Genomic DNA, 24,090 nt, shown 5'->3' on the forward strand with positions numbered 1-24,090 from the left:
GCCCACCCTAAAGGGGCGTTTGGGGCGCCGCGACCCGCGACGCGCCGTACGGCACGGGCGGGTGCGGCCCGGGGTCTTCGGCGCGTACCCCTGATGGACCCCGCGAAACCGCGTGCCCTAGACGGCGTCGGAGGGTGCCGTTCCGGTGCCGGCGGCGGCCTTGGCGGCCGCGCGGACGGCTCCGGCGACCGCACCGGCCACCTTGTCGTTGAAGACCGACGGGATGATGTAGTTCGCGTTGACCTCGTCCTCGGCGACCACGTCGGCGAGGGCTCCGGCGGCGGCGAGCATCATCTCCGTGTTGACGGTGCGGGACTGAGCGTCCAGCAGACCGCGGAAGACGCCCGGGAAGACCAGCACGTTGTTGATCTGGTTGGGGAAGTCGGAGCGGCCGGTGGCGACGACGGCGGCGGTCTCGCGGGCGATGGTCGGGTCGACCTCCGGGTCCGGGTTCGCGAGCGCGAACACGATCGCGCCGTCCGCCATCGCCGCGACGTCGTCGCCGTTCAGGACGTTCGGGGCGGAGACGCCGATGAAGACGTCGGCGCCGACGACGGCCTCCTTGAGGGTGCCGGTGACGCCCTCCGGGTTGGTGTTGTCGGCGATCCAGCAGAGCGGCGAGTCGGGGTCGGCGGCGACCAGGTCCTCCCGTCCGGAGTGGACGACTCCGTGGATGTCGGCGACCACGGCGTGCTTGACACCGGCGGCGATCAGCAGCTTCAGGATGGCCGTACCGGCGGCCCCGGCACCGGACATGACGACCCGTACGTCCCCGATGCTCTTGCCCACCACGCGCAGGGCGTTGGTCAGGGCGGCCAGGACGACGATGGCGGTGCCGTGCTGGTCGTCGTGGAAGACCGGGATGTCCAGGGCCTCGCGCAGCCGGGCCTCGATCTCGAAGCAGCGGGGCGCCGAGATGTCCTCCAGGTTGATGCCCGCGAAGCCGGGGGCGATCGCCTTGACGATCTCGACGATGGCGTCGGTGTCCTGGGTGTCCAGGCAGATCGGCCAGGCGTCGATGCCCGCGAAGCGCTTGAAGAGGGCCGCCTTGCCCTCCATGACGGGCAGCGCGGCCATCGGGCCGATGTTGCCGAGGCCGAGCACCGCGGAGCCGTCCGTCACGACTGCGACGGAGTTGCGCTTGATGGTGAGGCGGCGCGCGTCCTCGGGGTTCTCGGCGATGGCCATGCAGACCCGGGCGACGCCGGGGGTGTAGATCATCGAGAGATCGTCACGGTTGCGGATGGGGTGCTTGGACGCCATCTCGATCTTGCCGCCGAGGTGCATGAGGAACGTACGGTCGGAGACCTTGCCCAGGACGATGCCCTCGACCTCGCGCAGGTTCTCCACGATCTCGTCCGCGTGCGAGGTGGAGGAGGCCGCGATCGTGACGTCGATCCGGAGCTTCTCGTGGCCGGACGCGGTGACGTCGAGGCCGGTGACCGAACCCCCCGACGACTCCACGGCCGTGGTGAGCTGGGAGACCGCGGTGCCGCTCGCGGGCACCTCCAGCCTGACCGTCATCGAGTACGAGACGCTGGGCGCCGTTGCCATGGCCGAGTCCTTCACTTTCCTCAAGCTTCATTGCTTCGCATCCGGAACCCTCGTTCCGGTCACGCTTCCCGATCGTCGCACCTACCGACTGGTAGCCGATAATGAGTGCCACCTTTCGGAAAGTGTTTTCCACCATACGAGAAGTCACCCGTTCGGCGGAACCCCCAACAGCCCCTGAGAACCCTCACGGGCCCTCGAGAACCCTCAAGAGTCCCGTGAACGAGAACAGACCCGCGCCACCATCAGGTGACACGGGTCTGTCTTCTTCACTTAGGTGGCACCGGCCCGCCATGCTCGCCTCGCGGCAAGTGGTCGCTCGAAGCGACGAAGGTTGGGCCCGGGGGCTTGGATCGAGCCGGTGCCAGTACCACGGTAACAAAGACCCCGGAAAAGTGATTCCCGTGCGCCGGGTTGACTCCCGAAAGCCTCCACCCTCACTCCCGAAAGCCTCCACGGTCACTCCCGCAGCAGGTCCGGCACCCCGTCCCCGTCCGGCATGTCCCGCTCGCCCGACACCACCGTCAGCTGCTGCGTGGCCCTGGTCAGCGCCACGTACAGCACCCGCAGCCCCGCCGGTGACTCGTCCGCGATCTCCGCCGGCGAGACGACCACCGTGGCGTCGTACTCCAGCCCCTTCGCCTCCAGGCTGCCCAGCGCCACCACCCGCTCCCCCAGCTCCGCGAGCCACTCGCGGGCCTGGGCGCGCCGGTCCATCGCCACGACCACGCCGACCGTGCCGTCCACCTCCGCCAGCAGCCGGCGCGCCTCCGCGCGGACCGTGGCGGCCAGGTCGCCGCCCGCCACCGGCACGAAGCGCGGCACCACACCGGTCGAACGCACCGCCGACGGCGACTCCATGCCCGGCATGGCGAGCGCCAGCACCTTCGCGGCCAGCTCCGCGATCTCGGCCGGGTTGCGGTAGTTGACGGTGAGGGTGAAGCGGCGGCGGGGCCGGGAGCCGAGCGCCTCGTCCCGGGCGGCGGACGCCTCGTCCGGGTCGGACCAGGAGGACTGCGCCGGGTCGCCGACGATCGTCCAGGTGGCGTGGCGGCCCCGGCGGCCCACCATCCGCCACTGCATCGGCGTCAGGTCCTGCGCCTCGTCGACGATGACGTGCGCGTACTCCGTGCGCTCCGCCGCGAGCCGCTCGGCCCGCTCCCACTGGGTCTCCTCGCGCTGCGGCATCAGCTCCTCCAGCCCGGAGAGCTGGTCCAGCGGGTCCATCTCGCGCTTCCGCTTCGGCCGGACGACCGTGCCCAGCAGCGCCTGGAGCTCGTCCAGGAGCGCCACATCGTGTACGGAGACGGGGCCGCTGCCGTCCGCCGCGTCCAGCCGCCTGAGCGAGCGGGCCAGGCGGCGCGCCTCGCCCTGGTTGAGGATGCGCCGGGACCAGCGGGCCAGCCGCTTCTCGTCGGCCATCGCGGCCAGGACGCGGCGCGGGGTCAGCTCGGGCCACCAGGCGTTCAGGAACTCCAGGAACGGTGTCTCGGTGGAGACGTCCTCGTCGAAGGAGGACCGCAACTCCGCCACCAGCTGCGGGTCCGTGTAGCGGCCGCGCCCCGAGGACTTGCTCCACAGGGCGTCGAGCAGCAGCTTGCGGGCGCGCGGGCGCAGCAGGTTGACGGGGGCGGTGCCGCTGAGCACGTTGTGCCGGATGCGCTGGAGCTCGTCGGCCTCCAGCTCGACCCGGGCGCCGAAGGCGACGACGCGCAGCCGGGTCGGGGTGGTGCCCGTGCCGTTCTGCTCGGGCTCCTCGCCGAAGGAGAGCTGGCCGCCACCGCTGTTCGGTGGCTTCGGCGCCTCCAGGGCGCCCCGGGCCGCCTTGCGCAGCACGTGGAGCATCCGCGAGGAGCCCTTGATCCGGGCGATGGCCGGTTCGTCGTAGGCGGTGGCGCCCTCCACGCCCGCCGCCTCCTCCGACAGCGAGCCGATCGCGCGGATCGCGACCTGGCCCTCCTCGCCGAGCGAGGGCAGCACGCCTTCGGTGTACGCGACCAGGAGCGGGGTCGGCGAGACGATCAGGATGCCGCCCGCGTACCGCCGCCGGTCCTGGTAGAGGAGATAGGCGGCCCGGTGCAGGGCGACGGCCGTCTTGCCGGTGCCGGGGCCGCCGGTGACCTCGGTGACCGAGGCGGCGGGGGCGCGGATCACCAGGTCCTGTTCGGCCTGGATGGAGGCGACGATGTCCCGCATGGTGTGGCTGCGGGCCTGGCCGAGCGCGGCCATCAGGGCGCCGTCGCCGATCACCGGCAGCTTCCCGCCGTCCAGGTACGCCGTCAGCTCCGGGCGCATCAGGTCGTCCTCGACGCCGAGGACCTTGCGGCCCTTGGAGCGGATGACCCGGCGGCGTACGACGCGGCCCGGCTCCTTCGGCGTGGAGCGGTAGAACGGCGCGGCGGCCGGGGCCCGCCAGTCGATCACCAGCGGCGCGTAGTCGGAGTCCAGGACCCCGATCCGGCCGATGTGGAGCGTCTCGGCGATGTCGGCGGTGGCGTCGTCGCGTACGGCGTCGTCGGCCGGCTCGACGGAGGTGTACGCGCCGTCCGGGCCGCGCTCACCGTCCTTGCCGAGGAGCAGGTCGATCCGGCCGAAGAGGAAGTCCTCGAACTCGCTGTTGAGCCGGTTGAGGTGGACGCCGGCCCGGAAGACCTGGGCGTCCCGTTCGGCGAGGGCGCCGGGCGTGCCGACCTGCCCGCGTTTGACGGCGTCGTGCATGAGAAATTCCGCCTCGTCGATCTTCTCTTCGAGACGGTGGTAAACGCGGTCCAGATGATCCTGCTCGACACCGATTTCCCGGTCCCGCAGCGAATCGACAGCGGCATCCTGCGCGGCCACCGAGGCCCCCTTCTGACGTGCATCGGGCAGCCGTCAACCCTATGCGAAGGGGGGCCCGGGCGCACCTGCCGTCCACCGTCACGCGTGTTGCGATTGCGCGTCGGAACCGTGGACGGCGGGTCCGCTCAGGTGCCGATCTCCACCAGCCGCTCCCCGTCGAACGTGCGCACCTCGAAGCGGTCGATGTCCGCACGGTCCATCGCCGCGCCGCCGTGCACGTACAGCGGGTTCTTCGCCGACTCGTGCGTCGCGCCCTCGATGCCGTACCCCCACTTCGGTACGGACCAGGAGGTGACGATCTCCTCCTCGCCGGTCTTGGAGACGGCGACGAGCGTGCACTTCTGCGGTCCTTTGACGTTCTTCAGCTCCAGGACCGTGTGCGTGCCCCACGCCTTCTCCTCCATGCCGACCGTCGCGCCGACCCGGGTGGTGGGGTCGGTCGCGGAGACCTTCTCCGTCATGTGCTGGAAGAAGGCGTCCTCGGCCGGGCTGGTGGGGTGCGGGTCGACGGCGGCGACGCTGCGGCCGCCCTCGTCGCCCGCCGTGACGGCGACGGCGGCGACCGGCCCGCCGATGATCAGGGCGGCGGCCGCGGCGATGAGGTACCGGCTCCGCTTCGTCCGCCGGTGGCGCCGGTGCGCGACCTCGTCCATCAGCCCGCCGAGCACCTTCGGCGCGGGCCGCTCGGGAACGTGCGGTACGGGACGGGCGCCGGGCGAGGCCGCCGGCGCCTCGGCCAGCATCGCGAGCATGGGCTCCATCCCGGCGAACTCGTCCAGATGCGCGGAACACCGGGCGCAGACCGCGAGATGGGCCTCGAAGGCGCTCGCCTGCGCGTCGTCCAGGATGCCCAGCACATAGGCGGCGGCCGCGTCGTGCTCGCCGCCTTCGGGCCCACCGCCGAACGACGGCCCGGGGCCGCCGGGCCCGACGGGACCGACCGGATGGCCGTGGCCGTGGCTGGGACCGCTGCCGGAACCGTGGCCGGCGCCGGAGCCGTGGCTGAGGCCGTGGCCGTGGCCGTGGCCGTGGCCGGAGAGGTACGCGGGCCCTGAGGGGTGTGCAGGACCCGCGGGATACGGGGAGTTGGAGGGGTGCGGGACGTTCGAGGGACCGGTGGGCATACGGGGTTCCGGAGGCCGGGGCCCGAAGGGCTGCCACTGCTGGTCGCTCATGCCGTGATCCCCCTCTCTTCGAGTGCGAGCTTCATCGAGCGGAGTGCGTAGAAGACCCGGGACCGCACCGTGCCGCTGGGGATGCCGAGCACCTCGGCCGCCTCGTTCACCGTACGTCCCCTGAAGTAGGTCTCGACCAATGCTTCCCGGTGCGCGGGCGTCAAATCGTCGAGCGCGTCCGACAACGTCATCAGCCACAGCGCCTTGTCGATCTCGTCCTCCGCGGGAATGACCTCCAGCGGCGACGGATCGACCTCGCGCGGCCGGGCCTGCCGGCTGCGGTGGCCGTCGATGACGATGCGCCGGGCGACCGTCACCAGCCAGGGGCGGACGGAGCCGGTGGCCCGGTTGAGCCGGCCGGCGTTCTTCCAGGCACGGATGAGCGTCTCCTGCACCACGTCCTCGGCCCGTTGGCGGTCGCCCGCCACGAGCCGGAGGACGTACGCGAGCAGCGGCCCGGCGTGTTCGCGGTAGAGCGCCCGCATCAGCTCCTCGTCGGGTATCCCGTCAGGGGGCGTGGGCGGCTCACTGCGATGTCGAGCCCTGTGCGGACGGTCATCGGCCACGGCCGCATCCTTGCGCACCCGAACCTCCTGGTCGAGACCCTGAATGGAGCTCTTCGGGGAGGGATACGGGGACGGGCGCCGGATCATTCAACGTCGCTTCATATTTCTTTCGTCGAGATCCTCCGGCGGCGGTGCCGGGCGACCCGTTCGCGGTTGCCGCAGACCTCGCCGGAGCACCAGCGGCGCCGCCCGCCGCGCGAGGTGTCCAGGTAGAGCCGGTGGCAGGCGCCGCCCGCGCACCGGCGCAGCGCCGCGCACGCCACCGGGTCGGTGAGCAGGTCCACCGCGTCCCGCGCCACGACCGCGAGGAGCCCCGCGCAGTCGGGTTCGGCGCTCAGGGTCCGTACCAGCGCACCGCCTTCACCACGCACCGCACGCGGGCCGGGCGGTGCGTGCGCGGCAAGGGAGTTGAGACGGTCCAGGGATCTTCCGTAGGCGGTGCCGGCGAGTTGGGGCGACGGCGGTCCGATCTGCCCGCACTCGTACGCCAGTTGGGCCGACATCAACCGGTCCACGTCCGCCCGCAGCTCCCGGAACCGGGACAGCCAGGTGGTGTCCAGCGAGGTCAGTACGGTGCCGGGCGGGACGAGCCGGGCGGCGGCCAGCCAGTCGGCGAGCCGCGCCGGCCCTTCCAGCTGGTCCCGCGCGCGCGGTGTCCCGCCGGCGGGCCCGGTGGCCACCAGGTCGAGACAGATCCGGCCGGAGTCGAACCGCCACACGTACGCGCCCCTGCCCGCTGCCATGCGCCTGTCACCGCCTCGGGGTCACCGGTCGGATGCCACCCTCCAGAGTGCCCCCGCCGGGCCCCGGCCGTAACCCCCGCTACCGTGACGGCATGAACGATCACGGGGGAACGCACGGGCCGGGTATCACGCTCGCCGCCGGCCCGCTGCTGCTGCGGCCCTGGCGCGCGGAGGACGTCCCGGCGCTGCTGGAGGCGTACGACGATCCGGTGATGCGGCAGTGGGTGCGGCTGCCCGTGTCCACGCCCGAAGAGGCCGCCCGCTGGCTGGAGTCGCAGGACGAGGGGTGGCGGTCCGGGACCCGGTTCAGCTTCGCCGTGATCGACACCGGCCGGGGCGGGGAGCTGGTCGGCAACCTCGCGCTGAAGCGGCCGGACCCGGACGCCGGGCGGGCCGAGGTCGGGTACTGGACGGCGGCGCGGGCGCGCGGTCGGGGGGTGGCGTCCCGGGCCCTGGAGGCGCTCACCGCCTGGGCGTTCACGTCCTTCGCCGACGAGGGGCTGGTCCGGCTGGAGCTGCTGCACCAGGTGGACAACGTGGCGTCGTGCCGGGTGGCGGAGAAGGCCGGTTACGCGTTCGCGGAGCTGCTGAGCGCGCTGCCGCCGGAGTTCCCGCTGCAGGGCCATCTGCATGTGCGTCGGGCGCCGTTGACGCCGGAGGGCACGGTCATCGCTCAGCGCGCGCCCAGTGTGTCCCCCGTCGGGTCCAGCGAGAGCCGGTAGCCGCGTTTGACGACGGTCTGGATGAGGCGCGGCGCGCCCAGCGCGGAGCGCAGCCGGGCCATCGCCGTCTCCACCGCGTGCTCGTCGGTGCCGCTGCCGGGCAGGGCCCGCAGCAGGTCGGCGCGGGCCACCACCCAGCCGGGCCGGCGGGCCAGGGTGCGCAGGAGGGCCATGCCGGCGGGTGGGACCGTGCGGAGTTCGTCGTCGACCAGCACGGCGTGGCCGCGGATCTCGACGCGGTGGCCGGCGATGGGCAGGACCGGTGCGGTGGTGGGGAGTTGGGCGCAGACCAGCTGGACGAGCGGGCCGAGGCGGAACCGTTCGGGCTGGACGGTGGGGATGGAGCGGGCCTGGAGCGGGAGCGCGGTGACCGGTCCGACGCAGGCGGCCAGGACGTCGTCGCGCAGCGCGCCGAGGATCTCCGGCAGCAGTCCGCGTACCTCCGCGCGGCCCAGGAACGAGGCGGCGGCGGGGGCGCTGGTGAAGGTGACGGCGTCCAGCGCGCGGGCGGCGGTGGCGTCGAGCATCCGGTCGAGCGGGGCGATGTCCTGCGGCGGCATCCAGCGGTAGACGGGGACGCCGACGACTTCGGCGCCCGCCGCCTGGAGGGACTCGATGAAGCCGGGCAGCGGTTCGCCGTGCAGCTGGAGCGCGATGCGGCGGCCCGCGACGCCTTCGCCGAGGAGCCGGTCGAGCACTTCGGCCATCGATTCGGACCCGGGTGACCAGGCCTCGGTGAGCCCGGCGGCCCTCACCGCGCCCTTGACCTTGGGCCCGCGGGCGAGGAGTTCGACGCCGCGCAGCCGCTCCAGGAGCGCGTCGCCGATGCCCCAGCCGTCGGCCGCCTCCACCCAGCCGCGGAAGCCGATCGCGGTGGTGGCGACCACCACGTCGGGCGCGTGGTCGATCAACTCCTTGGTGGCGTCGAGGAGTTCGCTGTCGTCGGCGAGCGGAACGATCCGCAGGGCCGGGGCGTGCTGGACGGCGGCGCCGCGCCGCTTGAGGAGCGTGGTGAGCTCCTCGGCGCGGCGGGCGGCGGTCACTCCGACCGTGAAGCCCGCGAGGGGGCCGTGCGTGGTGTCGTCGTCCTGCATGGCGTGTTCCCGGCTCCCGTGGTCCTGCTGGTACGCGATGGGCTGGTCCCGCTGGTCCTGCTGGTACGCGATGTGCGGAGGCCCGAGACTGCCAACGGTGCGTGACAGGCTCGGTTCCCCCGTATTTCCCGGCCGTTACGTCACCCGTGGCCCGGTAGTCGTTTCCCTACACCTCTGCGTAACCGACCTGGGCCTTCGCGGGTACGGCCGCGGGGCGGCGAAGGTATACCGCCCAGGTGAGCGCGGAGCACACGGCGTAGAAGGCGAGGAAGGACCAGAAGGCAGCGGTGCCGGTGCCGGTGGTCTGGAAGGACTGGCGGAACGCGAGGTTGATCGCGAGGCCGCCGAGCGCGCCGACGGCTCCGATGAAGCCCATCGCGGCGCCGGAGAGCCGCCGTCCGTGCGCGGCGGCCGCCTCGCCGTCGAGCCCCTTCTCGACCGCCTGCGCGTGGAAGATGCCCGGGATCATCTTGTACGTCGATCCGTTGCCGAGCCCCGTCAGGACGAAGAGCGCGGTGAAGCCGACGAGGAAGACGGGCAGGGACGCGGTGGCGGAGGCGTAGATGACGATCGCGGTGGCGGCGCCCATCGCGGCGAAGGCGGCCAGCGTGATCCGGGCTCCGCCGTGCCGGTCGGCGAGCCTGCCGCCGAAGGGCCGGATCAGGGAGCCGAGGAGCGGGCCCATGAAGGTGAGCGAGGCGGCCTGGAGCGGGGTGCGGCCGAACTGGGTCTGGAGGACCAGGCCGAAGGCGAAGCTGTAGCCGATGAACGAGCCGAACGTGCCGATGTAGAGCGTCGACATGATCCAGGTGTGCGGGTCGCGGGCGGCCGCCAGCGCGGCCCCGGTGTCGTTGCGTACGGGCCGGAGGTTGTCCATGTACAGCGCGGCGCAGACGGCGGCCACCACGATCAGCGGGATGTAGACGCCGAGGACGAGGCGGGGGTGGGCGGCGCCGAGCGTGCCGATGACGAGGAGGCCGATGAGCTGGACGACGGGGACGCCGATGTTGCCGCCGCCCGCGTTGAGGCCGAGCGCCCAGCCCTTCTCGCGGAGCGGGAAGAAGGCGTTGATGTTGGTCATCGAGGAGGCGAAGTTGCCGCCGCCGATCCCGGTGAGCGCGGCGACCGCCACGAACGTGCCGTACGAGGTCCCCGGCTCCATCACCCAGAACGCGGCGAGCGTCGGCGCGAGCAGGCTCACCGCGGTGAAGATCGTCCAGTTGCGGCCGCCGAACCGGGCGACGGCGAAGGTGTACGGCACCCGCACCAGCGCCCCGACCAGCGTGGCGGTGGAGATCAGGAAGAACTTGCCGGCCGGGTCGACGCCGTACTCCGGTCCCATGAACAGGACCATCACCGACCAGAGCGTCCAGACGGAGAATCCGATGTGCTCGGAGAGCACGGAGAACCACAGGTTGCGGCGGGCGACGCGCTCGCCCTTCTCCCGCCAGAACGTCTCGTCCTCCGGCTCCCAGGTCTCGATCCAACGGCCTGCCATCACGCGCCTCCACAGGGGGGTCGGGGTGGTGTCCCCGTCGCCGCGGGGTGTCGTCCCGACGCTAGGGAGCGCGCGTTTCGGTGCGGTGCCGTGAGGTGACCGGTGGGCAACCTTGCTCTCACCGGGCCGGAGGCGGCCCGGTGAGGTGGGCCTCGGTCAGGAAGGGTTCCGCATCAGCGCCAGGTCGCCCTCCGGCAGCCAGCTGCCGGGGGGCCGTTCGAGCCACCGGTTCGCCGCGGCCAACTGGCCGACAGCGGTACGCAGCGCGTCCACACCGGGATGGTCCAGGCCCTTGCGCCGGACCAGCGCCAGCGGCGACAGCGGAACGGGATCGACGAGCGGACGCACCACGGTTCCCGGCAGCGGCGGGAAGTCCACCACGGCCAGGACCGGGTGGCCGCCCTTCGCCATGACCCGCTGGAATTCGGCCACCCCCACCGCGAGCGGCACGGGCGGGGCCATCGCGATCCCCCACGCGGCGAAGAGCAGCGCCGCGAGCTCCGTCCACTCCCGCGTCCGCTCGTTGCCCGCACCCGCGTAGACGGTCGTCCCGGACAGCTCGGCGAGCGGAATGGCCGCGCGCCCGGCGAGCGGGTGCGCGGCGGGCAGCATCAGCGCCATCGGCTCGTACCGCACGGGCTGTACGGAGAGACCGGTCCGCACCGCCGGAGCGAGCCCGGCGGCCCGACCGAAGGAGACGTCGAGCCGGCCCGCCAGGATCTCGGAGGCGGCCCAGGTCAGCCCGGACTCGAACCGGGCCATCAGCTCGCACTCCGGGGCGATCTCCCGGGCCCGCGCCAGCACCCGGGCGGCGGTCATCCCGTCCGTGTTCAGGTCGACCAGCAGCGGCCGGGCGGACCCGCCGCCGAAGGCCGCGGCGAGCCCGGCGTGGGCGTCGAGCACGCGGCGCGCGTACGGCAGCAGGCGCTCACCGTCGGGCGTGAGCGTCACCTGCCGGGTGGTGCGGACGAACAGCTCCGCGCCGAGCTCGCGCTCCAGCCGCCGGATGTCCCGGCTGAGCGCCTGCTGCGCGACGAAGAGGCGAGCGGCGGCCCGGGTGAAGTGCAGCTCCTCTGCGACGGCGAGGAAGGCGCGCAGGAGACGGGGGGCGGTGTCGGGGGCGGGCACGCGGCGAATCTACAACGTGGCGGGCCATTCACAACAGGGGTGCGTGAATGGGCCGCGAGAAGGTGTTGGACCGGGGAGGCGGAGCGCGGCGAGGCTGGCCCCATGCCGAGATCACCCGCCCCCGCTCCCCCTGCCCGTACGACGTCCGCCCCGCTGCTGACGGTCGCCGGGAGCCAACTGGTGGCGGCCCCGCGCACGGCGCCCCGGGCCGCACGACGGCCGCCGTCCACCAACCCCTACCTCCGGCTGCTCGCCACCCCCGGCGCGCGCGCCTTCACGGCGGGCAACCTGATCGCGCGGCTCCCGATGGGGATGCTCGGTGTCAGCGCGATCATCATGATCGCCGGGTCCCGGGACTCGTACGCGCTCGCCGGAGCCGTCACCGCGACCGGCCTCGCCGCGACGGCTCTCGTCGCACCCTTCACGGCCCGGCTGGTGGACCGCTACGGCCAGGCCAGGATCGCCGTGCCCGCGACCGTGCTCGCCGTGCTGGGATCGCTCGCGCTGGTGCTCTGCGTACGGTACGAGGCACCGGCCTGGACGCTCTTCGCCGCGTACGCCGCCACCGCGACCACGCCCAACACCGGCGGGATGTCCCGGGCCCGCTGGGCGCACCTCCACCGGGGCGACCCGGCGGCCCTGCACACCGCGAACTCCTTCGAGCAGTCCGCCGACGAACTCTGCTTCATGCTCGGCCCGGTGCTCGCGGCGACGCTCTGCGGGGCGCTGTTCCCGGAGGCGGGCACGCTGGTGGGCGCGTTCCTGCTGCTGACCGGCGTCCTGATCTTCGCGGCCCAGCGCGCGACGGAACCGCCGCCGACTCCCCGTACGCGTACGGCCGTCTCCCCACTCCGTGCGCCCGGCATGCCCGCGCTGCTGGCGGTCTTCCTCGCCACGGGAGCGGTGTTCGGGGCGCTGGAGGTGGTGTCGATCGCGCACGCCGGAGGCGCGATCCTGGCGCTCCAGGCGGCGGGGTCCGGTGCGGCCGGTCTGGTCTACGGCTCGCTGCGGCCCGCCCGGAACGTCCACGGCAGGCTGCTGCTCTGCCTGGCCGCCATGACCGCACTGATGTCCCTGCCACTGCTCGCCGCCACCTCGACCGCCTCGCTCCCGGTCTTGGCGCTCTGCCTGCTGCTGGCGGGCGCGGCGACGGCGCCCACCATGGTCACCGGCATGACGCTGGTCCAACGTGCCACGCTGCCGGGCCAGTTGAACGAGGGCATGACGCTCTCCGTCACCGCGCTGCTGGGCGGAGTGGCGGCCGGGGCGGCGACGGGCGGCTGGCTGGTGGAACACGCGGGCACGGCCGCCGGCTACGCGGCCCCGATGGGGGCGGCGGCCCTGGCCCTGGCCGTCGCGGCCGCGGGGACGTACGGGTGGCGGCGGGGCGCGAACCGGGCGTGACCAGGGGGCGATGAACCGGGCGCGACCGGGGGCGGTGAACCGGGCGCGATTCGGGTGCGCCTCAGGCCCGCTCCCGGATCCACGCGGCCAACTCGCGTACGAGTTCGGCGGAGGCGCCACCGAGGTGGACGAGCGCCTTGTCGGTGATGGTGGGGAGGTCGCCGCAGAGGGACGGCAGGGAGAAGCCCGCCAGTTTCAGCGCGTCGGCGAGGTCGTGGGCGGCCTGGCTGCCCTCCACGAGGGCATCGGCGTACTGCGGTCGGTGATGCTGCACGGGGATCAGCCTTTCGACGGTAAGAGGGTTACGTGGGCGGCGAGTTGACCCGCGACGAGCCGCGCGGCGGCGCCGAGAGCACGAACCCCAGCTCCCGGGCGGCGTCCACGACGAGCGACATGAGCTGAGCGGTGGTGAGCGCCTCGCGCCGCTCCCCGTGCGGGCCGAAGAGCAGGACGTACGCGGCCGGCTCCCCCCGGATCAACGACACCCGGAGCCCCGGGGTCGTACCCGGCCCCGGTCCGTACCTGTCTGTCACGCGGCTCCTCCAGAGCGCGGGGCCCTCCGGCGGCCGGCACGCCGGGGGGCGGCTGCGGCACGGAAAGGACGAAGTAGGTGGCCTTGCCGTACGGCAGAGCGCGTACGCCCCAGTCGTCGGCGAGGCTCTCCACCAGGAGCAGCCCCCGGCCCGAGGTGGCGTGCAGATCGCCGCGCCGGACGGCCGGCAGGCCGCCTCCCCGGTCAACGACGGTCACGGTGAAGGTGGTTGAGGACCGCGTACAGGTCACGCGGCAGAAAGTGCTGCCGGTGGCGTGCAGAACGGCGTTGGTGACGAGTTCGCTGACGAGGAGCTCGGCGGCCTCCGAGAGCTCGCCCTCGATCCCCCAGTCCGCCATCACCCCGCGTACAGATTTTCTAGCCGCCGGGACGGACCCCTCGGCGGCGGGAAAGGTAAAGGTCGGCTCTTCGCTGGACACCAGAGTTCACCTCTCGGCATGCGGTGCGGACAGGCGAAATCGCCGACCCCACCACGGGCGTTGCCACGCTTCGCCATCATGGAATGACGTTGCGTGACCGACAGGAACACCGTAGCGCTGCATACTCTCGATCTGCAACTACCCTTTCGCATGTATGCATATCTACTTGCTGGCGCCCGGGCCTGACCAGCGGGCAAACTGAGCACCGACACCTCACGAGGAGCACGATGGGCCAGACGATCAGGAGCCGCCGCCTGGGTTCGGACCTGCGGCAACTGCGCCGCAAGGCCAGCCTGACGGCCGAGGCGGTCGGCGCCGAACTCGGCTTCTCCCAGTCGAAGATGAGCCGCATAGAGAGCGGCGACGTCCGCGTCTCCCGCACCGACCTGAAGGCCCTGCTCGCGCTCTACAACGTCACGGACCAGAAGCAGGTCACCGCTTTCCTGGAGGCGGCGAAGGACGCCAAGTCCCGTGGCTGGTGGATCGCTTACGAGGACGCGCTGCCGCGCGAGTACCGCGACTTCATCGCGCTGGAGGGCTCGGCGGCCGGCATCCGGACGTTCGAGGGCATGATCGTGCCGGGTCTGATGCAGACGCCGGAGTACACGCGCCACATCATCACGGCGGGCCCTGCGGTGCTGCCGCCCGGCCATGTGGACTCGCTGATCACCGTGCGGATGGAGCGCCAGTCCATCCTGGACGCCGAACAGCCGCCGAAGATCTGGGCGATCGTGACCGAGGGCGCGCTGCGCCAGGTGGTCGGCGGCTACGCGGTGATGCTGGACCAGCTCAACCACTTGGTGCGCCTCACGGAGCGGAGCAACATCACGTTGCAGGTGCTGCCGTTCGAGGCGGGCGCGCACGCGGGCGTTCAAAGCCCCTTCGTACTCTTCGACTTCCCGGCGGACCCCAGCATCGCCTGCGTGGCAAACCTGACCGGGACGCTGTTCATGGACCAGTCCGGACAGCTCAACGCGTTCTCCGACGCGTTCGACAACCTCCGGGCCAGCGCACTGAGCCCGGCAGATTCACTGACGCGCATCACCGACATCATGGACCTGATGCGCCGAGAACGAGACAAGAGGAACCCATCATGACCAGCGCCACCCCCACCGTCGTCGGCCCGTTCGTCAAGGCCACCGCCAGCGGCCAGCAGGACAACTGCGTGGAGGTGGCCCCCCTCTCCGACGGCGGCCGAGCAGTCCGCGACAGCAAGAACCAGCACGGCCCCCGCCTCCACTTCGCCGCCGCGCAGTGGACCGCCTTCACCGACGGCGTGAAGAGCGACGTGTACGGGAGCTGACGGGCACAACACCAGTACGGGGCCGGGCCGCACGGGATGACCGCTGCGGCCCGGCCTCGTCATGGGGCAGGGTGGGGGCATGTCGAGCTACGAGACCATGGCGTACCACCTGGAGACCGAGCGGCTGATACTGCGGCCGTGGGCGGAGTCGGACGCGGCCGGGTTCAGCGCCCTCCTCTCCGAACGCGGCGACGGCGAGACGTACACGGTCGAACGCGGCCGCAAGGGCATCGCGGAACTGCTCGCCGCGACCGAGACCACGGGAATCGCCCTGCTGCCCATCCAGCGCCGTGAAGAGGGCGACTTCATCGGCTACTGCGGTCTGATCATCGGCCGCTCCACCCTGGAGGAGCCCGAGATCGCGTACGAGCTGTTCCGGCACGCGCACGGGCGCGGCTATGCCACCGAGGCGGCCCGCGCGGTGGTCGGCGCCGCAGGCGCGACCGGGCGGAAGCGACTCTGGTCCACCGTCGGCACCTGGAACACGCCGTCGCTCCGCGTCCTGGAGAAGCTCGGGTTCGAGCGGGACCGCGTTTCCATGGAAGGCGCCAAGGAACTGGCCTGGCTCACCCGCTCGCTGATCTGAAGAGCGCCATGGAAAAACGCCATGAAAAAAACCTCTGCCCCGCGAGCGAACTCGCGGGGCAGAGGTTTACATGGGGTGGTGGAGATGGCGGGAATCGAACCCGCGTCCAACGGTGCGGAACCAGGGCTTCTCCGAGTGCAGTTCGCTACGCTTTTCTTGGCCCCGGAGGTCACGCGAACAAGCCTCCGACAGGCCCAGCCACTGTTTGATTTCCTTCCAGGCCCCGTGGCCGGGCCTAGAAGTTTAGATCCCTAGTTGATGCCAGGATCCGGGTCGGGATCACCCCCGGGCTGACACTCCGCAGAGTCTTCGCTTAGCTGCTAATTAGGCAGCGAGGGCGAAGGCGGAGGAATCGCGCTTGGAATTGGCGATTATTGTTTGCGACATATGGTTTACGAGATCATTGCCGCTTCCTCGACTCGCTTCCCCTGCTTCGACATCCGCTGTCGAAACCGATCATCCCCATGTTGATTTTTCAAAACGCGCACCTGCGCTGAGGTGCACGGCCCATCGTACGTGACCAACGCGGGACGATGCCAGCGTATTCCTCCGGAGGGGGCTCCTAGGCGCTGCGCTGGCGCCGGCGGGCCGCCGAGATGGCGCGGTTCGTCTCCCTCGTGTCCTGCTTCTCCCGGAGGGTCTGGCGCTTGTCGTACTCCTTCTTGCCCTTGGCGAGCGCGATCTCGACCTTCACCCGGCCGTCCTTGAAGTACAGGGCGAGCGGCACGATCGTGTGGCCGGTCTCCTGGGACTTGGACTCCAGCTTGTCGATCTCGGCCCGGTGGAGGAGCAGCTTGCGCTTGCGCTTGGCCGCGTGGTTGGTCCAGGTCCCCTGGACGTACTCGGGGACGTGGATGTTGTGCAGCCACGCCTCGTGGTCGTCGATCTGGACGAACCCGTCGACCAGGGAGGCCCGGCCCATGCGCAGGGACTTCACCTCGGTGCCCATGAGGACGAGGCCGCACTCGTAGGTGTCGAGGATGCTGTAGTCGTGCCGCGCCTTCTTGTTCTGCGCGATCATCTTGCGCCCGGTGTCTTTTTCCTTAGCCATAGTGCGGTCATTTTCGCACTACGACCCACCCCCGAGGCCACTCAATACCGTCTCGGCCCGCTGCTGGGCCCGATCCCCCGCCACCAGGTCGGGTGTGATGCCCGTGCCCTCGACGCTGCGGCCGGCCGGGGTGCGGTAGTGGCCGACGGTCAGCTCGGCCACCGAACCGCCCGGGAGCTCGCTGGGCATCTGGACCGAGCCCTTGCCGAAGGTGCGCGAGCCGACGGTGACCGCGCGGCCTCGGTCCTGGAGCGCGCCGGTCAGCAGCTCGGCCGCGCTCATCGTGCCGCCGTCGACCAGGACCACCACGGGCCGCTCGGTGTCGCCGCCCGGGTCGGCGTACAGGGCCTGCTCCTCGCCGCGCACGTCGTACGTGGCGACCAGGCCGCCGTCCAGGAAGGCGGAGGCGGCGGTGACGGCCTCGGTGACCAGGCCTCCGGAGTTGGCACGGAGGTCCAGGAGTATCCCGGCGTCCTCGGGGGCCTCGCGGACCGCGTCCCGTACGTCCTGTCCGGCGCCCTTGGTGAAGGCGGCGACCTTGACGAGGAGCGCCGAGGAGCGGCCGGTGCCCAGACGGCTCACGGTGACAGCCTCAGGGGTCAGCCGGGCCCGCTTCAGGGTCTGCGTGGTGGGTTCTCCGTCGCGTACGAGACCGAGGACGACGCGGGTGCCTTCCCCGGCTCCCGTACCGTCACCGCGGAGTAAGGCGACGACCTCCGGGACCGGGCGCTTGTCGACGCGGCGGCCGTCGACCGTGCGGAGCAGGTCGCCCGCGCGGATGCCGGCCCGGTCGGCGGGACCGCCGGGCTGGACCCGGGAGACGGCGACGCCGCCGTCCGCGGTGCGGCGGGCGGAGAGGCCGACGCCGAGGTACGAGCCGTCGAGGGCCTGCTCGAACTCCTCGTACTCCCGCTCGTCGTACACCGCGCCCCACCGGTCCCCGCTGCGGCTGACGACCTCGCCCACCGCCTCCTTCACCGACTTCCCGTCGGCCTGCGCCTTCGCCGCCGCGTCCTCGATCTCCTCGCGGTCGACCGGGGCGTGGCGGGAGGCGACCGTACGCGCCGGGAGTTCGGGTACGGGGTCGGGGTCCTGGGGCAGCGAACCGGTCGCCGCGCCGGTGGCGAGGACACACCCGAAGACCAAAGTCAGGGTCACCCCACGGCAGAGGCCGCGGGGCCGGAAGCGGTGCGAACAACCGGACATGGCGCCGAGTCTAGGACAAGCCTCCTGGGGCGCACGGGTGATCGGCCGTGCGCCCCAGGAGGCGTATGTCATACCTTCAGATACTTGCGCAGCGCGAAGAGAGCGGCGACGGCCGGCATCAGGAGGCCGATCGCGAGCACCAGCGGGAGCTTGGTGAGGACCGCGTCCCAGCCGATGAAGTTGATGAGGTTCAGCTTCTCCTGGAGCGCGAGACCGCCGTCGATGAGGAAGTACCGGCCGCCGAGCAGCATCGCGCAGGCCAGCAGACCGCCGATGAGACCGGCGACGGCCGCCTCCATGATGAAGGGGGCCTGGATGTAGAAGCCGGAGGCCCCGACCAGGCGCATGATGCCCGTTTCACGTCTCCGGCTGAACGCGGAGACGCGCACGGTGTTGACGATCAGGATCAGCGCGATGACGAGCATGAGGATCATCACGTAGATCGCGACGACGTTCATACCGTTCATCAGCTCGAAGAGGTTGTCCAGGATGGACCGCTGGTCCTGGACGGACTGCACCCCGTCCCGTCCCGCGAAGGCCGTCGCGACGACCTTGTACTTCTGCGGGTCCTTGAGCTTGACGCGGAACGACTCCTGCATCTGGTCGGGCGTGATGTTGCCCGCCATCGGGGAGTCGCCGAACTGCTCCTGGTAGTGCTTGTACGCCTCGTCGACCGTCTCGAAGTGGACCGGCTTCTGCACCGCTTCCATCTTCTCCAGATCGGCCTTGATCTGGGCCTTCTGCTCCGCCGTGACCGCGCCCTTCGCACACTTGGGCATGTCCTTGGCGTCGTTCTTGTTGCAGAGGAAGATCGAGACGTTGACCTTGTCGTACCAGTAGTCCTTCATCGTGCTGACCTGTTCACGCATCAGCAGCGCGCCGCCGAACAGGGCGAGCGAGAGGGCGACGGAGACCACGACGGCGAAGGTCATCGTGAGGTTGCGACGGAGACCGACGCCGATCTCCGACAGGACGAACTGGGCGCGCATGGCGTCCTTTCAGTACTCGATGCTCGAAGTGCGCGAGGGGCCCGCGGGCCCCTCGGTCAGTGCTGGTAGCCGTAGACGCCGCGTGCCTGGTCGCGTACGAGACGGCCCGATTCGAGCTCGATGACGCGCTTGCGCATCTGGTCGACGATGTTCTGGTCGTGGGTCGCCATGATCACGGTGGTGCCGGTCCGGTTGATCCGGTCCAGCAGCTTCATGATGCCGACGGAGGTCTGCGGGTCGAGGTTGCCGGTCGGCTCGTCCGCGATCAGCAGCATCGGACGGTTGACGAAAGCGCGGGCGATCGCCACGCGCTGCTGCTCACCACCGGAGAGCTCGCCGGGCATCCGCTCCTCCTTGCCGCCGAGGCCGACGAGGTCGAGCACCTGGGGCACGGCCTTGCGGATCTCACCGCGCGGCTTGCCGATGACCTCCTGCGCGAAGGCCACGTTCTGCGCGACGGTCTTGTTGGGCAGCAGGCGGAAGTCCTGGAAGACCGTCCCCAGCTGGCGGCGCATCTGCGGCACCTTCCAGTTGGAGAGCCGCGCGAGGTCCTTGCCGAGCACATGGACCATGCCCGTGCTGGCGCGCTCCTCGCGCAGGATCAGCCGCATGAAGGTCGACTTGCCGGAGCCGGAGGAGCCCACCAGGAAGACGAACTCACCCTTCTCGATGTCCAGCGAGACATCGCGCAGAGCCGGTCGGGTCTGCTTCGGGTAGGTCTTGGAGACGTTGTCGAATCGGATCACGGATGCACCACGGTCGGCCGGGAGTAGGTGAGCGTGACCATACGCGAACCGGGCTCACGCGTGCAGGCGGCGTCCGGCAATGGGTGATTTATGGCGGATCGTCGTACGGAACGCATCGGGTCGGACCCTCCCTTGTCCGGCGGGCCGCGCCGAAACCGGCGGGAGCTGGCACAGTGGTGGGGGGAACGGTTGCGTTTCCCGGAGCGTTGTGCGGAGAGAGAGCAGTCAGCGGCTCCGCCGCGCGGGAGGAGGAATGCGCATGACCTATGACCGACTGGTGTGCGCGAACTGCGCGGCCCCCGTCAGTGAGGGGCGCTGCCGCGTCTGCCGTGCGGTCCGCCAGCAGATGCTGGAGGAGCAGGGGCAGGGCCCGCTCGCCGGGATGAATCCGGCCACGCTGATCGCGCTGATGGTCGTGCTGCTGGCGGCGCTCGCGCTGCTGGCCCACCAGACCGCGTGAGCCGGCCCGGGGCCGCTGTGGGGTACCAGACAGCGTGAGCCGACCGCAGGCCGCTGTGAGGCCCATCGCGCCCTGAGAGGCGCCTCAGAACGTCCGCGTACGCCGCCGGAGAGCCGGTTGGCGCTTTGGTGCGCGCAGAAGGGCCCGGGAGGCGTTGTACGGCCTCCCGGGCCCTTCTGTGTGTCATGCCGAGCCGTGTACGGGGTTCAGCTGCGCCCGTACGGGGTGTTCAGCGGGTCCTGGCGGGACCCTAGGCGACCGTGCGTCCGCCGCCGACCAGACGCGGCAGGATGCGGAAGCCGATGCCGCCCGCGATCATCGTCGCGGCACCGATGACCAGGAAGCCGGTCTCGGCCGCACCGGTCTCGGCGAGCTCTTCCTTGCCCTTGCTCTGCTCGACCGGCTGGTTGCCGACGCTGTTGGGGCCGGTGTTGTCGGCGCACTCGACGACCCCGGACTCGACGGTGCAGGCGTCGTCGCCGCCACCGGTGCCCGGGACAGACGGGTCTGCCGGGTCCGACGGGTCGCTCGGGTCCGACGGAACGGTCGGGTCCGACGGAACGGTCGGGTCACTCGGGTCCGACGGGTCGGTCGGGTCGGTGGGCGGGTCCACCGGGTCCGTCGGCGGGTCGACGGGCGGGTCAACCGGGGGGTCGACCGGCGGGTCCACGGGCGGGTCAACCGGAGGGTCGACCGGCGGGTCCACCGGAGGATCGACCGGCGGGTCCACGGGCGGGTCGACCGGAGGGTCAACCGGGGGGTCGACCGGAGGGTCAACGGGCGGGTCCACCGGCGGGTCCACCGGAGGATCGACGGGCGGGTCCACCGGCGGGTCGAGCGGTCCGCCCGGGTTGTTCGGGTCCTCCGGGTTGGTCGGGTCGTCCTGACCGTCCTCCCCGTCGGTCGTCTGGATCTGGACGTCGGCGACACCGGTGTCGCCACCGAAGTCCAGCGCCTGCGCCGCACCCGCAGCGGTCAGCGAGGCACCTGCGGCAATAACCGCACCAGCGGCTATCCGCGCGACGCGAATACGCGTCCTTTTCGTCATCTGTTGCTACCCCCAGTAGCCGATCTCGTCATTGGAGCAGCCATATGCGGGGCCACGGCCCTGCGGGGAATCGCCTCGGTGCGGCCACGTCGTGTCGTGACCACCCCGCCAGCCCCCCGGTTCGCACCCGTCCCAGACATACGCATGCTGCTCCAGCACCCTTGCCAGAGTTAAGGATTCCGTCAAGGCCGTTGTGTGCGGTACGCACCCTTATAGGTGCTCTTGACGACTATTCGGCAGCACGACTGTGACGCATCGGGCACAGCTCCCCCTCAACTCGCCGCAGCCGGGCACCGACGGAGAAGGGCCCGGACAGTTCCCCGTCCGGGCCCAACCTTCGTACCGCTGAGGCTACTTCTCGCGCTGCTTGCGCCAGCGGATGCCCGCCTCGACGAAGCCGTCGATCTCGCCGTTGAAGACCGCTTCGGGGTTGCCCATCTCGAACTCCGTACGCAGGTCCTTGACCATCTGGTACGGGTGGAGGACGTACGAACGCATCTGGTTGCCCCAGGAGTTGCCGCCGTCGCCCTTGAGCGCGTTCATCTTGGCCTGCTCCTCCTGACGGCGGCGCTCGAGGAGCTTGGCCTGGAGGACGTTCATCGCGGACGCCTTGTTCTGGATCTGCGAGCGCTCGTTCTGGCAGGAGACGACGATGCCGGTCGGCAGGTGGGTCAGACGGACCGCGGAGTCCGTGGTGTTGACGCCCTGTCCGCCGGGGCCCGAGGAGCGGTACACGTCGACGCGCAGCTCGGACTCGTCGATCTCGATGTGGTCGGTCTGCTCGACGACCGGGAGCACCTCGACACCCGCGAAGGAGGTCTGGCGGCGGCCCTGGTTGTCGAAGGGCGAGATCCGGACCAGGCGGTGCGTGCCCTGCTCGACGGAGAGCGTGCCGTAGGCGTACGGGACCTGGACGGAGAAGGTGGTCGACTTGATGCCGGCCTCTTCCGCGTACGCCGTCTCGTAGACCTCGGTCTTGTAGTTGTGCCGCTCGGCCCAGCGGAGGTACATGCGCTGGAGCTTCTCGGCGAAGTCGGCGGCGTCCACGCCACCGGCCTCGGCGCGGACGGTCACCAGCGCCTCGCGCGCGTCGTACTCGCCGGACAGGAGGGTGCGGACCTCCATCTCGTCCAGCGCCTTGCGCACCGACTCCAGCTCGGCCTCGGCCTCGGCGAGCGCCTCGGCGTCGCCCTCGTCCTCGGCGAGCTCGAAGAGGACTCCGAGGTCGTCGATGCGGCCGCGCAGGGTCTCGGCCTTGCGGACCTCGGCCTGGAGGTGCGAAAGCTTGCTGGTGATCTTCTGGGCCGCGTCCGGGTCGTCCCAGAGGGACGGTGCCGCTGCCTGCTCCTCGAGCGCGGCGATGTCCGCCCTCAGCGCATCCAGGTCCAGGACGGCCTCGATCGACCCCATGGTCGAGGAGAGGGACTTCAGCTCTTCGGAAATATCGACGACTGCCACGGGTCCAGCGTAACGGCATGGCGGATGAAGCTTGCCCTCCCCCGGGAAGCCTCGTCCTCCAAGGAGGCTCCTAGGGCCTGTCGTCAAACTGCCGTCGTCGCCCGAAGGGCGGCCGCGCGGCGCATGGTGCGTGCGATCGCAAGGCGCCGGAATGGTCTCGTAGCGGAGCTACTTGGCCATTTCGGCAACGCCGGAGGGGGTCCCTCCCTGCTCGAGCGAAGCCGAGAGCTTGGGGGAGTGCGTGCCAGGCGTCGCGCGGCAGGCTGCAGTTTGACGACAGGCCCTAGGGCGTCGCCGGGGCCGAGTTCTCGCTGTCCTGCGGGCCCGCCGGGTCGCCGTCGCCGCCACCGGTGGCCAGCCAGCCGCCGACCGCCACGGCTCCGCAGAGCAGGAGGGCCGCGGCGCCGAGCGTGATGCGGCGCTTGCGGACGGCGGCCGCCTTGTTACGGGCGGAGCCGGGGCGCGGCTTCCCTGGGGCGCGCGGGGCGCGGGCGGTGCCGAGCGGGCCGCCGGCCAGCTCGTCCGGGGCCGGGACGCGCATGCTCGTGTGGGTGTCCCGGTTGGAGTCCGGGGCCGAGCCGGGCACCAGCGGGACGGCCCCGCGGCGGCGCGGCTCCTCGGCGGACGGCGTGTACTGCTGCTCGTCGTACGCGGCCGGCTGCTGCTCCGCCTCGTCGCCGCCGGGCTCGTCCACGTCCAGCGGCGGGATGCCGGCGAGGAGCGGGAGGAGGTCCCGGAGGCGTACGGCCAGCTCGGAGGCGCGCAGCCGGGAGGCCGGGGCCTTGGCCAGGCACTGGACGAGGAGCTGCCAGAGCTCCTCGGGGATGCCGGGGAGCGGGACGACGGTCTCGGTGACGTGGCGGCGCAGGACCGCGCCGGGGTGGCCGCCGCCGAAGGGCGTGAACCCGGCGAGGAGCTCGTACAGCACGGTCGCGAGCGCGTAGATGTCGACGGCGGCGCGCGGCGGGAGGCCCTCGACGATCTCCGGGGCCAGGTAGTCCGGCGTACCGATGATCTTGGTGGCCTTGGCGCGGCGCGGGGTGTCGATGAGCTTGGCGACGCCGAAGTCGGTGAGCAGCGCCGGGTGGGCGCCGCCGGGGCCGAGCGGGCCCTCCATGTCGAGCAGGATGTTCTCCGGCTTGACGTCCCGGTGGACCACTCCGGCCTTGTGCGCGGCGGCCAGGCCGTCGGCGACGTCCGCGATGATCGCGACGGCGGCCTCGGGAGCGAGGCGGCGTTCGCGGTCCAGGCGGGTGCGCAGATCGGTACCGCGTACGAGGTTCATGACCAGGGCCAGGTCGTTGCCGTCCACCACGAGGTCCCGGACGGCGACCACGTGCGGGTGGTCGAGCCCGAGCAGGGCGGTGCGCTCCTGTACGAAGCGGCCCACGAGCTCCTGGTCGGACGCGAGGTCCTCACGGAGCAGCTTGATGGCGACCGGCCCCTCGGGCCCGTCGCCGAGCCACACCGTGCCGGCGCTGCCGCGCCCCAGGATCTGGTGGGCCGTGTACCGGCTGCCGATATTCCGTGCCAAGACTGCTCCCTCAGCGGC

At 71.4% G+C, this 24,090-nt stretch carries 23 protein-coding genes, 1 other RNA gene and 1 pseudogene; 6 read left to right on the forward strand and 19 right to left on the reverse strand.

Translation table 11 applies throughout. The features are described 5' to 3' along the window. Positions 1-117: 117 nt before the first annotated feature. The 5 genes from ACQP09_RS11755 to ACQP09_RS11775 all read right to left on the reverse strand — a co-directional run bounded on the left by ACQP09_RS11755 (position 118) and on the right by ACQP09_RS11775 (position 6,873). Positions 118-1,554: an NAD-dependent malic enzyme gene (locus ACQP09_RS11755; protein WP_433398229.1), complete on the reverse strand. Its 1,437-nt coding sequence runs from the start codon at positions 1,552-1,554 to the stop codon at positions 118-120. A gap of 456 nt (positions 1,555-2,010) precedes the next feature. Continuing rightward, positions 2,011-4,389, reverse strand: a complete 2,379-nt coding sequence (locus ACQP09_RS11760) for a HelD family protein (protein WP_433398231.1) — start codon at positions 4,387-4,389, stop codon at positions 2,011-2,013. 125 nt (positions 4,390-4,514) lie between these two features. Beyond that, entirely contained in the window at positions 4,515-5,564 is a 1,050-nt protein-coding gene (locus ACQP09_RS11765) for an anti-sigma factor family protein (RefSeq protein WP_433398233.1), read from the reverse strand. Further along, entirely contained in the window at positions 5,561-6,148 is a 588-nt protein-coding gene (locus ACQP09_RS11770; RefSeq protein ID WP_076966337.1) for a sigma-70 family RNA polymerase sigma factor, read from the reverse strand. The genes ACQP09_RS11765 and ACQP09_RS11770 overlap by 4 nt, the downstream gene beginning before the upstream one ends. Positions 6,149-6,228: 80 nt before the next feature. Next, entirely contained in the window at positions 6,229-6,873 is a 645-nt protein-coding gene (locus ACQP09_RS11775) for a CGNR zinc finger domain-containing protein (RefSeq protein ID WP_433398235.1), read from the reverse strand. 92 nt (positions 6,874-6,965) lie between these two features. Here ACQP09_RS11775 and ACQP09_RS11780 point away from each other — a divergent pair, with 92 nt between their 5' ends. Then, on the forward strand, positions 6,966-7,595 hold the full coding sequence (locus tag ACQP09_RS11780; protein ID WP_433398237.1) for a GNAT family N-acetyltransferase: 630 nt from the start codon (positions 6,966-6,968) through the stop codon (positions 7,593-7,595). Here ACQP09_RS11780 and ACQP09_RS11785 read toward each other — a convergent pair. The 3 genes from ACQP09_RS11785 to ACQP09_RS11795 all read right to left on the reverse strand — a co-directional run bounded on the left by ACQP09_RS11785 (position 7,547) and on the right by ACQP09_RS11795 (position 11,315). Further along, entirely contained in the window at positions 7,547-8,689 is a 1,143-nt protein-coding gene (locus tag ACQP09_RS11785; protein WP_433398239.1) for a uroporphyrinogen-III synthase, read from the reverse strand. The two genes, ACQP09_RS11780 and ACQP09_RS11785, sit on opposite strands and share 49 nt — an antisense overlap. Positions 8,690-8,855: 166 nt before the next feature. Continuing rightward, positions 8,856-10,187, reverse strand: coding sequence for a nitrate/nitrite transporter (locus tag ACQP09_RS11790; protein ID WP_433398241.1), 1,332 nt, complete (start codon positions 10,185-10,187; stop codon positions 8,856-8,858). Positions 10,188-10,343: 156 nt separating this feature from the next. Further along, positions 10,344-11,315 (reverse strand): LysR family transcriptional regulator, encoded by a 972-nt coding sequence (locus ACQP09_RS11795; RefSeq protein WP_433398243.1) that lies wholly within the window; start codon positions 11,313-11,315, stop codon positions 10,344-10,346. Positions 11,316-11,417: 102 nt separating this feature from the next. On the opposite strand from ACQP09_RS11795, the gene ACQP09_RS11800 reads away from it, so the two are divergent. Next, positions 11,418-12,719: an MFS transporter gene (locus ACQP09_RS11800; protein WP_433398245.1), complete on the forward strand. Its 1,302-nt coding sequence runs from the start codon at positions 11,418-11,420 to the stop codon at positions 12,717-12,719. A gap of 61 nt (positions 12,720-12,780) precedes the next feature. Here ACQP09_RS11800 and ACQP09_RS11805 read toward each other — a convergent pair whose 3' ends face one another. The 3 genes and pseudogenes from ACQP09_RS11805 to ACQP09_RS11815 all read right to left on the reverse strand — a co-directional run. Next, a complete protein-coding gene (locus tag ACQP09_RS11805) occupies positions 12,781-12,993 on the reverse strand; it encodes a hypothetical protein (RefSeq protein WP_433398247.1) in 213 nt (70 codons plus the stop codon). A 28-nt stretch (positions 12,994-13,021) separates the two neighbouring features. Next, positions 13,022-13,252, reverse strand: coding sequence for a hypothetical protein (locus ACQP09_RS11810; RefSeq protein WP_433398249.1), 231 nt, complete (start codon positions 13,250-13,252; stop codon positions 13,022-13,024). A gap of 64 nt (positions 13,253-13,316) precedes the next feature. Then, positions 13,317-13,691: pseudogene (locus ACQP09_RS11815) on the reverse strand (ATP-binding protein); the annotation flags it as partial. Between the two features lie 227 nt (positions 13,692-13,918). Between ACQP09_RS11815 and ACQP09_RS11820 the strand changes: the two are divergent. The 3 genes from ACQP09_RS11820 (at position 13,919) to ACQP09_RS11830 (ending at position 15,580) form a co-directional block, all read left to right on the forward strand. Next, positions 13,919-14,788 carry a helix-turn-helix domain-containing protein gene (locus ACQP09_RS11820; protein ID WP_433398251.1) on the forward strand — a complete coding sequence of 290 codons (870 nt, stop codon included), beginning with the start codon at positions 13,919-13,921 and terminating at the stop codon, positions 14,786-14,788. Beyond that, positions 14,785-14,994 carry a DUF397 domain-containing protein gene (locus tag ACQP09_RS11825; RefSeq protein WP_433398253.1) on the forward strand — a complete coding sequence of 70 codons (210 nt, stop codon included), beginning with the start codon at positions 14,785-14,787 and terminating at the stop codon, positions 14,992-14,994. Before ACQP09_RS11820 ends, ACQP09_RS11825 begins: the two co-directional genes overlap by 4 nt. Positions 14,995-15,073: 79 nt before the next feature. Next, positions 15,074-15,580, forward strand: coding sequence for a GNAT family N-acetyltransferase (locus ACQP09_RS11830; RefSeq protein ID WP_433398255.1), 507 nt, complete (start codon positions 15,074-15,076; stop codon positions 15,578-15,580). A gap of 76 nt (positions 15,581-15,656) precedes the next feature. Here ACQP09_RS11830 and ssrA read toward each other — a convergent pair. The 5 genes from ssrA to ftsE form a co-directional block, all read right to left on the reverse strand. Beyond that, positions 15,657-16,044, reverse strand: a transfer-messenger RNA (tmRNA) gene (ssrA, locus tag ACQP09_RS11835). A gap of 98 nt (positions 16,045-16,142) precedes the next feature. After that, complete coding sequence (gene smpB / locus ACQP09_RS11840) at positions 16,143-16,631, reverse strand: SsrA-binding protein SmpB (RefSeq protein WP_200720983.1); 489 nt, start codon at positions 16,629-16,631, stop codon at positions 16,143-16,145. Positions 16,632-16,649: 18 nt separating this feature from the next. Next, complete coding sequence (locus tag ACQP09_RS11845; RefSeq protein ID WP_433398257.1) at positions 16,650-17,837, reverse strand: S41 family peptidase; 1,188 nt, start codon at positions 17,835-17,837, stop codon at positions 16,650-16,652. 68 nt (positions 17,838-17,905) lie between these two features. Then, on the reverse strand, positions 17,906-18,826 hold the full coding sequence (gene ftsX / locus ACQP09_RS11850; protein ID WP_018512317.1) for a permease-like cell division protein FtsX: 921 nt from the start codon (positions 18,824-18,826) through the stop codon (positions 17,906-17,908). Positions 18,827-18,882: 56 nt separating this feature from the next. Next, positions 18,883-19,572 (reverse strand): cell division ATP-binding protein FtsE, encoded by a 690-nt coding sequence (gene ftsE, locus ACQP09_RS11855; RefSeq protein WP_015608884.1) that lies wholly within the window; start codon positions 19,570-19,572, stop codon positions 18,883-18,885. 259 nt (positions 19,573-19,831) lie between these two features. Here ftsE and ACQP09_RS11860 point away from each other — a divergent pair, with 259 nt between their 5' ends. After that, positions 19,832-20,032, forward strand: coding sequence for a hypothetical protein (locus ACQP09_RS11860; protein WP_432150508.1), 201 nt, complete (start codon positions 19,832-19,834; stop codon positions 20,030-20,032). 250 nt (positions 20,033-20,282) lie between these two features. Here the strand turns inward: ACQP09_RS11860 and ACQP09_RS11865 are convergent, their stop codons facing one another. The 3 genes from ACQP09_RS11865 to ACQP09_RS11875 form a co-directional block, all read right to left on the reverse strand. Beyond that, positions 20,283-21,080, reverse strand: coding sequence for a hypothetical protein (locus tag ACQP09_RS11865; protein ID WP_433398260.1), 798 nt, complete (start codon positions 21,078-21,080; stop codon positions 20,283-20,285). Positions 21,081-21,431: 351 nt separating this feature from the next. Then, on the reverse strand, positions 21,432-22,538 hold the full coding sequence (gene prfB, locus ACQP09_RS11870; RefSeq protein ID WP_433398262.1) for a peptide chain release factor 2: 1,107 nt from the start codon (positions 22,536-22,538) through the stop codon (positions 21,432-21,434). Positions 22,539-22,821: 283 nt separating this feature from the next. Beyond that, entirely contained in the window at positions 22,822-24,072 is a 1,251-nt protein-coding gene (locus tag ACQP09_RS11875; protein WP_433398264.1) for a serine/threonine-protein kinase, read from the reverse strand. Positions 24,073-24,090: the final 18 nt, after the last annotated feature.

This window comes from Streptomyces sp. CA-146814, assembly GCF_050942385.1.
Lineage (GTDB): Bacteria > Actinomycetota > Actinomycetes > Streptomycetales > Streptomycetaceae > Streptomyces.

Bases quoted from the DNA above. Each gene is read 5' to 3' on its own strand.
- ACQP09_RS11755 (WP_433398229.1), bottom strand. From the start codon at position 1,554: ATGGCAACGGCGCCCAGCGTCTCGTACTCGATGACGGTCAGGCTGGAG.
- ACQP09_RS11765 (WP_433398233.1), bottom strand. From the start codon at position 5,564: ATGAGCGACCAGCAGTGGCAGCCCTTCGGGCCCCGGCCTCCGGAACCC.
- ACQP09_RS11775 (WP_433398235.1), bottom strand. From the start codon at position 6,873: ATGGCAGCGGGCAGGGGCGCGTACGTGTGGCGGTTCGACTCCGGCCGG.
- ACQP09_RS11780 (WP_433398237.1), top strand. From the start codon at position 6,966: ATGAACGATCACGGGGGAACGCACGGGCCGGGTATCACGCTCGCCGCC.
- ACQP09_RS11785 (WP_433398239.1), bottom strand. From the start codon at position 8,689: ATGCAGGACGACGACACCACGCACGGCCCCCTCGCGGGCTTCACGGTC.
- ACQP09_RS11790 (WP_433398241.1), bottom strand. From the start codon at position 10,187: ATGGCAGGCCGTTGGATCGAGACCTGGGAGCCGGAGGACGAGACGTTC.
- ACQP09_RS11800 (WP_433398245.1), top strand. From the start codon at position 11,418: ATGCCGAGATCACCCGCCCCCGCTCCCCCTGCCCGTACGACGTCCGCC.
- ACQP09_RS11820 (WP_433398251.1), top strand. From the start codon at position 13,919: ATGGGCCAGACGATCAGGAGCCGCCGCCTGGGTTCGGACCTGCGGCAA.
- ACQP09_RS11825 (WP_433398253.1), top strand. From the start codon at position 14,785: ATGACCAGCGCCACCCCCACCGTCGTCGGCCCGTTCGTCAAGGCCACC.
- ACQP09_RS11830 (WP_433398255.1), top strand. From the start codon at position 15,074: ATGTCGAGCTACGAGACCATGGCGTACCACCTGGAGACCGAGCGGCTG.
- smpB (WP_200720983.1), bottom strand. From the start codon at position 16,631: ATGGCTAAGGAAAAAGACACCGGGCGCAAGATGATCGCGCAGAACAAG.
- ACQP09_RS11845 (WP_433398257.1), bottom strand. From the start codon at position 17,837: ATGTCCGGTTGTTCGCACCGCTTCCGGCCCCGCGGCCTCTGCCGTGGG.
- ftsX (WP_018512317.1), bottom strand. From the start codon at position 18,826: ATGCGCGCCCAGTTCGTCCTGTCGGAGATCGGCGTCGGTCTCCGTCGC.
- ACQP09_RS11860 (WP_432150508.1), top strand. From the start codon at position 19,832: ATGACCTATGACCGACTGGTGTGCGCGAACTGCGCGGCCCCCGTCAGT.
- ACQP09_RS11865 (WP_433398260.1), bottom strand. From the start codon at position 21,080: ATGACGAAAAGGACGCGTATTCGCGTCGCGCGGATAGCCGCTGGTGCG.